This is a genomic window from Micromonospora sp. NPDC050795 (assembly GCF_044456785.1).
Lineage (GTDB): Bacteria > Actinomycetota > Actinomycetes > Mycobacteriales > Micromonosporaceae > Micromonospora.
Genome location: NZ_JBITGE010000017.1, coordinates 97,223 through 110,491, shown reverse-complemented (window position 1 = coordinate 110,491; position 13,269 = coordinate 97,223). Strand labels below are relative to the sequence as shown.

Sequence of the window (13,269 nt, the reverse complement as noted above, 5' to 3'; positions counted from 1 at the left end):
GGTGGTAGCGAGGTTCAGGACTTCGGCGTCGGGATCAGGTGTGCGGTGAAGCCGACCGCCGACGGGCTGGCCTTCGCTGCCGCCATCCCGCTGGGGGCGGCGAACCGCCGGTCCAGCGCGATGGTGGTGTTGTTCCGGTTGCGGTAGACCACCACGAAGCCGGGCCCACCGGAATTCCGGATCTCCGCGATGGTGGGATCGGTGGCGGCGGTGGCAGCCGTCGGGTCGCCCGGGTTCTCGTACAGGCGCAGCCACTCACCGAAGGTGCCGGAGCCCTGCTCGGTCTCGAACACCCGGTACATCTCATTGTCGGCACCCCGGGCAACGACCACGATCCGCCCCAGGGCCGGGTCGAGGATCGCGGCCGGGGAACCGGCGGCGGTGAACGTGCCCACCGTCTGCCAGGTGGTCGGCCAGGCCCCGCCCAGCTCCTGCTTCTTCGTGATCAGCGAACCGTCCGCCGCACGGGCCACCACGCTGGTGCGGTAGCCCTGGTTGAGGAACACGGCCGGCACTCCGGTCACGTTCCCGCCCAGGTCGACCCAGGCGCTGAGGGTGCCGTCGGTGGAATAGAGCGCGGTCTTGATGGTGCCGGTCATGGTGGTGGCAACCAGTCGGACACCGGCGTCGACCTTCACCAGAGTGACGCCGCCGGTGAGGTCGACGTCACCGAGGCTCTTCCACGACGCAGCCGTCCCGGTCTGGCGGTAGTGCCACAGGAGACCATCGACGTCCACTGCGAAGATCACGCTGGTGCCGTCGGCGAGCGTGACCGTGGCGGGCCGGCCCACCATGGTGCCGCCGAGGGTGCCGGTCGTCGCCCAGGTCGCCGCGTTCGCCGCCGTCTGAGCACCGGTCCACACGGTGCCGGCGGTGTGCAGGGCGCTGATCTGCACCTGCTTGGTGCCACTCTGCACATTCAAGGCGGGCTGCCCGGTGAACGCCTCCGCACCGAACTGGGGGATGTGCTGGACGCTGCTGAAGTCGTCCGGGTTCTGCTGGTGGACGACCCGCACCTGACCGTTGTTGTCGGTGTGCGCGTAGACGATGACCCCGAGCGAGCTGCCGTCGCTCGCCTCCCCCTGCAACGCCGTCGATCGGGAGAAGGACTCGGTCGGCAGGAACGGAAGCGGGTCGGCGTACCAGCCCTGCAGGTCGACCACGATGTGCACGGTCCCGCTGCTGACGTTCTTGATCCGAACCTTCCCCTCGGTGCCCAGCTTGGTCACCACGATGCTGGACCGGGCGACGTGCGCGGCGGGGAAGTTCGTCGTCGACGCAACGTTCAAGGCGCTGCCCAGGGGCGTGACGTTGAAGAACCCGTCAACAGTCGGGGCGACCGCGTGCACATTGAGGACGGCGGCGGCGATGCCGCGGGTCGGCAGGCCACTGGTGCCCGCGACCGCGACATCGATGGTGCCGTAGGCGGGCACCGGCTGGGCTCCACTGGGGAAGCGGCTGTCGTACAGGGTGGTCGCCGGCACCATGCGCAGGCCGGCGCCGGTGGTCGGGCTGCCGGTCCAGTAGCCCTGGACGGTGATGGCGACGTGCACGGCCTGCCCGCGATTCTCCAATACCACTGCGCCGCCGGCGCCGGGGTTCAGCTTGACCACCATCCCGATCGAGGTGGCGCCCTTGGCGTAGTCGATGCCCGTCTCCGCGGCCGTGCTCGACCCGACGGTCAACCAACCGTTACCCGTCGCACCGATGACCACGACGTCCAACATGACGGCCGTCGCGGAACTGGGCACGAGCCCGCTGCCGGAGATGTTCGCGGCACGCGTGCCACGGGTCGGCATGGTGCCGGCGGTGATCCCCTGTCCGGTCCGGGTGTCGACCACCCGGGTGTGGTTCACCGGCACGAAGCCGGAGCCGGTGCTGCCGGTGGCGGCGGTGAAGTAGCCCACCACATCCACGCGGATGTGGACGTTGCCGCCCGCGTTGCGCACCGCGAGCTTGCCGTTCGTACCGGGCTTGACCACCGCCGAGTTGGTCATGACCTCGCCGATGGAGGCGTTCATGGCCGAGGCCTTCGGGTCCGTCAGGTCCGGGTAGATGGTCAGGAACGTGTTGGCGGTCGGGTAGATCGCCGTCACGTCGACCATCAACGCGCTGACCCCGCTGGTCGGGATACCGGCGATGCCGACGGCGTTGAACGTCGTGACGGACTTGGCGCCCCGAACACCAGTGGTGCCGCCGGTGCCGTCGCGAGTGTCCAGGAGGGGCACGCTGTCGATCGGTACGAAGTCACCACCCCTGCCGGCGGCGTCGGCGTGCGCTGGCGAACCCAGCCTGCTCAGCGTGGTTCCAGCCGACAGGACAATAAGAAGCATCGCCACGAGGGCCCGAATAGTCGGCCGCCCGAATGTTCTTGACAACTCTTCCTCATCTTCTATCCAGGATCTACATCACTTCGCCGAGGGTCGAGCGCCGCAACCTCGCCGTCGCAGGACGATTCAAAGGCGTCCGACGGTCTTGCTCGCGGCGAACGTCCATCAAGCAGGCCTATACCGAGAACAGAAGCCTCACGCCAATCCAATAATTGCGATCGGCAACCTTTCATTCGGTTTTATCATGCCCCCGAGGGCCACAAAGCCCTTCTCTCGGCCGCCATAGCATCAAGTCTCCCATTTAAGGCAGACGGGAGCGCATTTCTATATTTTGCCGCGATCTCTTCAACAATAATTGCAGCCGATACCAGTTGTTCAGTGTCAGATCCATCGCCTGCAATAGGATCACCTAGAACCGACAGCGCCGGCCCAAGGTTCTCTTGAATTTCGTCGGGGAGAGAGTCGAAAAGCTCCATGTCGTCCGTGAACACCAGATCAACTACCACCTGTACTGCTTCACGGAAACTACGGTCGCCGCCCATTATGGCCCTCCAGGCATATCGTGCTCGATCTCAAGTTCAGCCAATCGCGGCCGACATGTCTGCGTACAGGGGTAGCCGACGGTTCCGTGGGCACCTCCGGTCGAATTGATGCCACGAACCTTCATGACGTCCATAATGCCGCCGAAAGCAGCCTCCCCTTCCGCCTTTTCGGCAAGGATCAGACACATTGTTTCGGCGCAGCCGACATGCCCCTCCTTACCCAACTGCTTACTTACCGCGTCCATTACCCCACCGGGGGTCGGAGTCAAATCGTGACCGTTGTAGCCGAAATAGCTGCGACCCGACGGTGATGTGTACTTGGCAGCATATATGACCTTCCCCTTGCCGGCGTTTGGTCTGAGAAAGTCTGCATAGCCCTTCAGGTCGGCAGGACCACAATTGTGCACGAGGACTGCCATTGCGCCGTCGAGCACATAGTACGTGTGAAGGACATCGACGGTGAGGTTGTAGACCTGGCGCTGCTCTGTCCACTTCCGAATGGCGACGACGGACGCGGGCCGGTGGTCAGCCGTCTCGAAGACGTAGCCACTGGCCAGATCCTGTGCCTCGACCCAACGGTTTTGATCGGCGACCCAGAACGGGTGGCCGCCCGTAGCGGTCAGCTTCTCGGTTCGACTGCCAGCCTTGCCGTCGGTGTCGATAGTAATCTCGACAAGATTCTTGTTGCCCGCGCCGATGATCGAGGCGGTAACGGCGCGTTCCTCCGTGAGGCCAGTCGTCGGGTCTGTGGCGAGCACCTTCTCGCCGACCTGCACCTCGTCGATGCGCTTGGAACTGCCGTCCGCCATCAGCACCCGGGTTTCGCCCGTGAAGCTGTTGCTACCGCACTTACCAAGCAGGCCCCGACCGATGCTGCGGGCCTCGCCCATGCCCGCATTCAGCGCCTTGCTGCCGGCCGACCGGAGTCCGCCGCTCAGCCCGCGGATGCCCGCACCCAACGCCTGGCCGCCGATGGAGCCGAGCGCACCACCGAGGGCGCCGGTGAGGCCGCCCATGGCGGTGGCGCCGGCGAGGTCCCAGCCACGCTTGCCGTCCATGTAACCGGTGACCGCCGAGCCGACCGCTCCGGCGAGCGCCCCGCAGGCCACCGCTCCGACACCGGTCCAGCCGATGGCCGCGCCGCAGCCCAGGCCGACGACGGCTCCGACGGCGAAGCCGGCGATCTCGGCGGCGTGATCCTCGACGAACTGGGTCGCCTTGTCCCACATCTTTTCGGCGCCCTCGACGAGCGGTGCCAACTTCTGTGCGGCCGCCAACCAGAGGTTCTGTTTGAACTTTGCTGGGTCCTGGATGGCCATCGTGGTGACCGCGACGACACTCGCCGCCATCTTGAAGCCGGTGGAGACCACCTTGCCGAGCGTGATGAGCGGCTTCGTCAGCGCCGGGATCACCGCCAGCTTGGTGAACTTGACAGCTTGTTTGATAGCCGACTTCGCGGCGGCTGTCACCGCGACTTTTGCCTGGTAGATGCGTTGCGCGACCATCTTGGCCTGTTGTCTGGCCCAGTCGGCGGCGCGGGCGACCTGGCTGAGTTTGGACTGGATCTTGCTGCCGACGTACCGGACGGCGCTCATCGTCTTCTCGCCGAGCCACTTCGCGCTACTGGAGATCACTCGGCCGACCGCTTTGATCCCGGACCAGGCGTAGTGAGCAACGGTGGACACGAAGTTCCTGGCGTAGCTGTACGCCGTGTACGCGCCACTGACGACGTTGGAGACGGTGTTGCTCACGACGCTCGCGGCGCGCTTCATCCAGCGCGGCCAGTGGCCGTCCGGGTCGTCGAAGTCCAGCGGGGCGCCAGCACCGTAGGTGTAGCGGTTGGCCAGGATCGAGTCGCCGGTGGTGTAGTTGACGCTGTCGCGCGAGGTGAACGTGCCGGTGCCGGGCTGGTACCAGCGGGCGCCCATGTCGACCTGCCCGGTTTCCGGGTCGGTCCAGTCCCCCTGGAAGCCCAGCCGGCCGGTGCTGCCGGTGCTGGTCACCTTCTTGCCGAACGGGTCGTACGCGGTGGAGTCGTTCAGCGTGGACAGTTGGGTGTCGGCCGGGTTGATGGCCGCCACCACGTCACCGTGGGCGTCGGTCAGCGACAGCCGCTTGTCGGCGCCCTGGACGGTGGCGAGCAGCTCGTCGTTCGGGCCGCGACCGTAGTACTCGTACCCGTCGTGCACCACCTCGTCGCCCAGACCTGCGTAGACGAAGGAGTTGCCGGTGCGAGACGCGACCCGGTCCAGGCCGTCGTAGGTGTAGGTCTGGCCCTGCGCCGCCGTGAGCCGGTCGAAGGCGTCGAACGAGAACTGTTCGGCCAGGCCCGAGCTGGTGCGGGTCCGAAGGGTGCCCCGCGGGGTGTACGCGTAGGTGTAGTCGCCGTCGGAGAGCAGCCGGTTGCGTTCGTCGAAGGTCGCGGTCTTGGAGCCGGCCCGAACCCGGTTGCCGCTGGCGTCCCAGGCGTACGTGACGGTCCCGGCCGGGCTGCTCCAGGAGATCAGCCGGCCGGCCTTGTCGTAGTCGTAGGTGTTGGCGCCGGCCCCGGCGGTGCCGGTGGTGTTCTTGGTGGTGAGGTGGCCGTTGAGGTCGAAGCCGTAGGTGACCGAGGCCACCGTCTGGCCGCCCGCGTTGCGCAGCACATCGCTGGCGACCCGCCCGTAGTCGTCGTACCCGAAGGTGCGGACGCGGCCGGCGCCGTAGTCGACGGTCTTGACGTCACCGGCGGCGTCGTAGCCGAGCTTCTGCTGCTGGCCGGTGATGCCGTCGGTGAGCGTGTCGAGGCGACCCTTGACGTAGCCGAAGCTGGCCGTGCCGGTCAGGTCGGTGCGGCTGGTGACCCGGCCGTCGTCGTTGTAGTCGAAGCTCGCCGTGCCGGACGGGCCGGCGGTGGACAGCAGCCCACCCCGGTCGTTCCAGTTGTACGTGTTGCTGCCACCGGGAGCGTTGACGCTCTTCAGCCGGCCGTCCTGGTCGTAGTCCAGGGTCCGGGTCGCGGTCGGGGTGTCACCCCCGGAACCGGTCTCCTCGGTCAGGCGGCCAGCCGCGTCGTAGGTCCGCATGCGGCTCACCCCACCCGGGGCGCTGAGCCGTACCGCGTTGCCGTCGGCGTCGTACGCGACCGTCCACGTGCGGTCCGCGGCTGTCGGGTGGCTCGCCGTGGACGGCTCGATCGCCGACTCCGGCAGACCCAGGGTGTTGTACGTGTAGATGGTGGAGTTGTTGCGGCCGTCGGTGTAGCGGGTCCGGTTACCGGCGGCGTCGTACCCGAAGGTGGTGGTGATCGGGTCGGCGTCGGTCGGCTCGATCTGCTTGACGAGCTGGTCCGCCGCGTCGTACTCGTAGGTGGTGACGGTGTTGTACGGGTCCTTCGACGAGGTCATGTTGCCGGCCACGTCGTACCCGTAGCTCTGGGTGCGCAGGACCGTGCCGTCGGCCTTGAGATTCAAGGTGCTCGTCCGGTTACCGAACTGGTCGTACCCGACCCGGGTGGTGCGGCCGAGGCCGTCGGAGACCCGGACCTCGCGGCCGGCGAAGTCGTACCCGAAGATCGTGGCCTCGCCGGTCGGCGCGGTGCTGCGGGTGATGTCGCCGGCCCCGTTGAAGGTGTTGACTGTGGTCGCCCCGGTCGGGGAGACCGACGAGGTCAGGTTGCCCGCGTCGTCGTAGGCGAGCCTGCTGACCAGGTTGCGGGTGGTCGGCCGACGCTCGACGACGGTCTGGGTGACCTGCCGGTCGAGGTCGTCGTAGGTCGACTCGACCCGGGCGCCGGTCGGGCCGGTGACCGAGAGGACCTCGCCCGTACGGGTGTAGGTGTAGCGGGTGAGCGCGCGGTCGTCGTTGGTCTTCGACGGTTCGTCCCGGACGGTCAACCGGTTGAGCTGGTCGTACGTGTAGTTGGTGATGCCGGCCGGGTCGGTCTCCTCCAGCACGTTGCCCAGGGCGTCGTAGCGGCGCTTGTGCTCCGGGGTGACCGGCTGGGTCACACCGGGCGCGAGGTACATCGGCGCGAGGCTGCGCACCACCCGGCCGAGTTTGTCGTACTCCGAGGTGGAGACCCGCCCGAGCGGGTCCTTGACGGCGACCTGCTCGCCGAAGGTGTTGTAGCCGACCGAACTGGTCGGGTTGGTGGAGACCGCGGCGTTGCCGTCGCTCTCGGCCAGGACGGTCGGGCCGCTCTGCCCGACCTGACGGCCCAGCTCGTCGTATCGGAAGGTGCTGGTGAACTTCGCCTTGTCGGCGCCGCTCACATTGCCACGCGGGTCGGTGACCGAGGTGCGCAGGCCGCGCCTGTCGTACGTGTAGCTGGTCACCCGGGTGCTGCTGCCGGCGGTGACCTTCTCGGTGAGGACGTTCCCGGCGTCGTCGTAGGTGTAGTCGACGACCTCGGAGGTGGCCAGTACCTCCCAGTTCAGGTTCGACGCGTTCCCGGTCCGGACCGTCTGCTTGACGTTGCCGTTGTAGTCGTAGGTGAAGGTGTTGGTCCGACGCACCCCCGTCGGATCCAGGACGGTGCTCTTCACCTTGCCGGCCTCGTCCGGCGTGTGGTCGGTGATCTGGGTGCCGTTGGCCCCGACCTTGCGGGTCACGTTGCCGGCCCCGTCGTAGGTGTTCTCCTCCACGACGTAGTCCCGCTTGGAACCGTCAGGGTTGCGGAAGTCCTTGAGGGTGATCTTTTCCAACAGGTCGTCGCGGTAGTACTTGTACTCCAGTCGCCGGCCCATGGCGTCGGTGTCGCTGGCCAGCCGCCCGGCGAAGTCGTACGAGTAGGAGTGCAGGACCAGGTAGTCGCCGGTGCCGGTGCCGGGGGTGCCGGCCGGGTCACTGCGCCAGTCCCGCAGCCGCACCTCGGCCACCTTGTTCTGGGCGGTGTACGCCCAGTCGTAGCGGTTGCCGTTGGCGTCGGTCATGGTCGTCTTGTTGCCGAACCTGTCGTACCCGTAGCTGGTTTCGTTGCCCTCCGGGTCGACGACCCGGACCGGCCGTCCCTCGTCGTCGTACTCGGTGCTGGTGACCCGCTCGGGGTCACCGCCGAGCAGGTCGGTGGCGGTGACCTTGGTGGGGTTGCCGTCGGCGTCGTACTCGTTGACGGTTCGGCTCTGGTGCTGCTTGCCGGTGACGGCGTCGGTGGTGACCGGGCCGGTGACGGTGGCGACCCGCGAGTGCCCGTCGTAGGTGATCGTGGTGGTGACGCCCGCGGGATAGGTGTCGGAGATGACCTTCTCGGTGATCCGTCGGCCGAGGGCGTCGTAGGTGTACTCGGTCACCAGCCCGGACGGCTCGGTCACCTTGTACAGGTCACCGTTGGCGTAGTACGCGTAGCTGGTGGGCTTGGTCTGCCCGTTGGTGGTGCTGCTGGCCAGCAACCCGGACGGAGGGATGCCGTTGACACCGGCCTCGCCGCCGCTGGTGTAGGTGTGGGTGACCAGGCTGCCGTCCGGGTTGGTCTGGGTGAGGAGCTGACCGGTGCGGTCCCGGTACGTGAAGGTGGTCCGGAACTTGTTGTCGGTCGGGCCGCTGGAGCGGCCGTCGCGCTGCTCCACCGCCAGGTCGATGCGCGGGTCGAACGGGTCGGTGATGGAAGCCGGATAGGTGTAGTAGTTCGTGAAGCACTGGGTGGACGTACGGCAGCTCTTGCGGGTGGCGAGACGCCCCCTGCTGTCGTACGTCATCTCCACCGTGTCACCGTTCTCGTTGGTGACCTTGCTCTGCTGGCCGTCCGCGTTGTAGGAGAACGAGCGGATGGCCATGCCGTCCAACGGGTGCCGCACGAAGATCGGTCCACCGGCGTCGCCCGGGATCACGGTGCAGAAGGCCGGGTCGTTCGGGTCGGGCTGGGTGCAGACCTCGGTGGGCGGCGGGCTCGGCGTCGGGCTGGGCTGCCCGGGTCGGTCCTCCTCGCGGATCTCCAGTCCCAGCGGGGTGCCGGAGCGCAGCAGTCGACCGGCGAGCGCGTCGTACTCGTACAGGTAGGGGCGGTTGGCCGGGTCGAGGACCTGGACGCTGCGCCGCAGGTCGGTGTCGCCGCCGTAGACGGTGGGCTGACCCACCTTCCAGGTGCCGCCGTTGTCGTCGGTGTACTCCTTGACCCGATCGGTGGCCGTGTCGTACTCGACCTCGGTGGCGACCCGGCCGCTGGGCAGGGTGACCCGGGTCAGCTGCTGGGCGGCCGGCTTCGCGTACTGGAAGTGCGCCTTGGCCGTCTCCAGGCCTATCGGGCGCGAGTAGACGGCGACCTCGTCGATCGTGCCGGCAAAGTACCTCTGGGCGGTGCCGCCCCAGGCCGGCCAGGAACTGGGCGTGGTCGCCGAGGCGAGGCCGACCTGGTTGAAGGTCAGCAGCGAGTGCTCGATCGGTTGCCCGGCCAGGTCACCGACCTTGACCCCGTCGAGGTACATGGTCTGGGTGTTGGCCATCGCGGAGAGCACCACGTGGTGCCACTTGTTGTCGTTGACCGTGATGCCCGAGGTGATCGGTGCGATCGTGCCCGTGGCGAACTGGCCGCGCAGCTTTCCGTCGGTGCCGGTGTAGAGCAGCGGTACGCCGCTGGTCGCCGTGGTGCCGACGGCCTTGTCCTGGTAGCCGATGAGCGGGCCACCGGTCTGCGTCAGACCGATCTTGAACCACAGCTCGACGGAGACATCGCGGCTCTTCTTGACCAGCCCCTTGGGCAGTTCGAGGTAGGCCGAGGTGCCGTTGAAGGCCGCGGCGGTGCCGTTGGTGCCCTCCAGCACGCCGGGCTGGCCCAGGGTGACGTTGTTGCGGTACGTGCCGGCGTCCTTGCCCAGGTTGATCGCCACGTCGCTGGCCGCGCCGGTGCCCTCGGCCTCGCCGAGGTGGTAGTACGAGTCGGGCTTGGCGTCGAGAACGGCGGTGCGGTAGTGCGAACCGGCCGCGTAGGCGTAGTTGGTGCAGGCGGACTCCGGGCCGCAGACCTTGGTCAGCAGGTCACCCTCGTAGGTGTAGTTCCAGGTCAGCTTCGCGCCGTTGACCTGGTCGGTGCTGACCGTGGCGATGCGGTTGCCGTTCCAGGTGAAGGTCAGCGAACGGCCGGCGGTGTTGCTCTGGCTGTTGGAGACCTGGGCCCGGGCGAGCTTGCCGGTCATCGGGTCGAGGGTCAGGTTGACCGAGTGCCCGGAGTTGTCGGTGATCTTCTGGAGTTTGTAGAGCAGGGAGAACTGGTAGGTGCTGCCGGTACGGTCGACAAGCTTCCAGTTGCTGCTGTCGACGCTGAGCTTCGCGACCCGGCCCGGCGGCGGGGCGTACGTGCCGTCCGGGTTCTTGCCGAACCGCACCTCCTGACCGTCCGGGTAGCGGACCACCACGTTGCCGGTGCCGTCGTTGTCGGGAACCAACGTCATGTCGTACCGGCTGGACCAGCCGGCGCCGAAGACGCCGGTCGTCCGGGGGTCGAGGCTGTTGTAGGTGCGGACCAGGTTCAGCTCCGGCCCGACGGTCACCACCGTGGCGTCCACGGCGGAGGTGGCGAAGTTGCCGGTCTGAGCGTCGAACTCACGGCCCTGATCGGCGCTGGGCGACGTGGCGATCCGGGACAACAGGTCCGGTTGCGGCACCGAGCTGAGCATTGTCGAGTACGGCGAGATGACCTCGTTGGCGCTGTCCTTGACGAAGGAGCGCCACAGGTAGCTCTTGCCCCAAACCATCCGGCCGGCGGGCACCACCCAGGACTGCTTGGCCTGGTAGCCGGAGTTGGTGCAGTTGGTCGCCGCACCGGCGTCGGTCTGGTCGCAGATCTCGAACTTGAAGGACAAGGTGGCACCGGGTGCGGCGTCGGTGTCCACGGCCCGCGCCCAGAGCAGTGGGGTGAGCGTCGGGGCCTGGTACCCGTTGTCCGGGTAGAGCTCCTGCACGACCGGCGGAACGTCGAACACCTGGAGCACGATCCGGCCGGGTGGCACCTGGTGGTCGGTGAAGACCGCTCCACCGGTACGCACCATGGTGAAGTCGAGGAAGTAGGAGCCGGGCTCCAACCGCTTGACCGTCGCGTCGAGGGTGACCTTCGCGCCACGGGCCAGGGTGGAGGGCAGGTTCGCCGCCCGCTGCTGGGTCACCGCGGCGCCGGTCTGCGCGTTGTAGACCCGGTACGCGAGGTAGTAGTTCGCCGGCGTCCACGCCTCGGCACCGAGGTTGGTGACCGTCACCTTCACCTTGCCGTCCTGGTTACGCAGGACGGCCGGCTCCGGAGTGGGCTTCGGGATCGCGTACCCGGCGTTGTACGGGCTGTGCGTGACGTAGAGCGCCGGCGGGTTCGCCGTGCCGGTACCGGCGAACTTCTTCCACGCCGAGGTGTCGGTGGTGGACGCGCGCAGCGAGAGACCGTTGTTGGCCTGCTGGCCGTTGGCCCAGCGCTGCACGAGGTTACGGCCGCCGACGCCGAGGTCGAACATCTCCCCGGCTGCCGGGCAGGCGGACTGGGACTGGCCGAGAGCGACGTACCCGTGGGCGAACGAGCGGCTGACCAGCGCGCCACCCACCGCCGGCCCCGGATACGAGTAGCCGGTGCCGGCCGACCAGGACCCGGTGACCGGGTGGACGCTGACCGCGCGCGCCTTGCAGGAAGCCGCGTCGAAGTTGACAGCGGAGAGCGCCGCCCCGTGGATGGTGTGGTTCTGGAGTCGGCTGACCAGGTTGCCGAACTTGAGGTAGGCCGCCGCGTTGGACCCGCCGGAGCGACCGACGAGCAACTCGCTGCTGCCGGACGTGGAGCTGTCTCCGTGCACGTACATGCTGCTGTCGGCGTTGATCGCAGCGACCGGCGGGCCGACGGTCGGGTCGACCTCGACCGGGTACCGCCGGGCCGGGTCGGCCAACCACGCCCGGTCGGGAGTGACCTTCAGCGCCGTCTGCCCACCGGTGGTGACCAGTTCGTACGCGACCTTGGTGGAGGTGGCGGGACCGGCCGTGCCGGTGCCGGCGTCCACCATGTAACCCGCCGGGATCACGCCGCGTTCACGCCCGTCGCGGTCGCTGAGAACGACCTGACCGTCGACCAGCTTCGCGGTGAGGTTGCGCAGGTTCAGCGGGAACACGTACGACGCGGGCGCCTTGGCCGAGTGCAGGACCAGGGTCTCCTTCACGCCGCCGGCCCGGGGCTCCAGACGCAGGTCGACGTCGGGGCGTACGCCGGGGTAGGTGACGGCGTTCCCGTTCACCCGGCCGGGCGCGTTGGTCGCCTCGGCCAGACCGAAGCCGAACTCCGTGTCACCGTCGAAGCTCACCCGGGCCACCTGGCTCGCGGCTCCGTTCCCGGCGAGGTGCAGGCCGACCGCGTCGGCGGCCGTCCCCCATCCGTCGGCGGCGGGCACCAGGGTGTGGTCGATGGGCGCCCACGTGCCGTCCGGCTTGCGGTAGTTGATCGGGGAGGAGGAGAACTCTGTGGTCTGGGTGCCGTCCGCGTTGTCGAACACCCGCTGGTTGACGTCGCGCTCGGCCGGTCGTTCCCGGCTGGTTCGCTTGTCGAAGCCTGGGGTGTCGTCGACAGGTGCGGCCGCCACGGACGCCTTGTTGCGCCCCGGGGCGGGCTTGTCGGCGAGCTTGTGCAGCGGGTACTGCCCGCGCATGGACTTCGGCAGGTCACGGTTGGGGCGCCCGGGTGTCACGTGTGCCTTGCCGGCCGCCGAGCCCCATGCCTGGTTCGGCTTCGCGCCGCCGCCACCCCGACCGGCGGAGGCGACACCGTCCCGGTCGCGGGCACCGCCCGCTGGCAACGCCGTCACCCCGCTGCCGCCCAGGTTGAGCATCAGCACGCCGGCCAGGGCGGCGGCCAGGACCGACCGGGTGGTGCCGGAGCCGAACATCGAACGTTGCCGGGGTAGCCGACCACGCAGATCGGTCAGCCGACCACGCAGATCGGTCAGCCGACCGCGCGGGTCGGGCAGACGGCGAATGCTGAAGGACATGGTCACCCCTGGATCGAGGACGGGCTACGAGGCGGAGACAGGCACGTGCCGGCCGCGAGACCTGCGAGGGCCCCACGAAGCCGGGTGTCGATCGCCGCTACCTCTTGACGGGCACGGCGTTACGACGTCGACTCATCGGTCGACGAGAATGTCAGAAAAGAGAAAGAGACAACTTGGGTGGACGGAATTCACGCGGGAGCGGAGCGCCCAACAATATTCGCGTCGCCTCGGCACGGCAGAATGCCGCCAAGTCAGCGGTCACAGCTTCACACCCCCGTGTGCTGCTACTCATCGATATGCCGCTGTAGGTTGCAGCACGCTCGATCGGCTGTCAAGCCACAGTGGCGGCAACCGTCCTCATTTGCGCTACGACCTGGGGAGACTACTTTCCGTTAAGACTTCGACCATTTGGAGCCTTAAGTCCGTTTACTCCCTGCTCCGACCCGCCCCGAATGTCCATCATGGATGCTCCCG

Annotated in this window: 3 protein-coding genes; all 3 read right to left on the bottom strand. The window is 67.8% G+C overall.

All coding sequences use genetic code 11. The annotated features are described in order from the left end of the window. Positions 1–14 precede the first annotated feature (14 nt). On the bottom strand, positions 15–2,228 hold the full coding sequence (locus ACIBEF_RS17230; RefSeq protein ID WP_396794261.1) for a hypothetical protein: 2,214 nt from the start codon (positions 2,226–2,228) through the stop codon (positions 15–17). Positions 2,229–2,572: 344 nt separating this feature from the next. Further along, positions 2,573–2,872, bottom strand: coding sequence for a hypothetical protein (locus tag ACIBEF_RS17225; protein ID WP_396794260.1), 300 nt, complete (start codon positions 2,870–2,872; stop codon positions 2,573–2,575). Further along, the gene (locus ACIBEF_RS17220) at positions 2,872–12,795 is read right to left on the bottom strand and encodes a LamG-like jellyroll fold domain-containing protein (RefSeq protein WP_396794259.1); all 9,924 of its coding nucleotides are present in this window, start codon (positions 12,793–12,795) and stop codon (positions 2,872–2,874) included. Before ACIBEF_RS17220 ends, ACIBEF_RS17225 begins: the two co-directional genes overlap by 1 nt. Positions 12,796–13,269 lie beyond the last annotated feature (474 nt).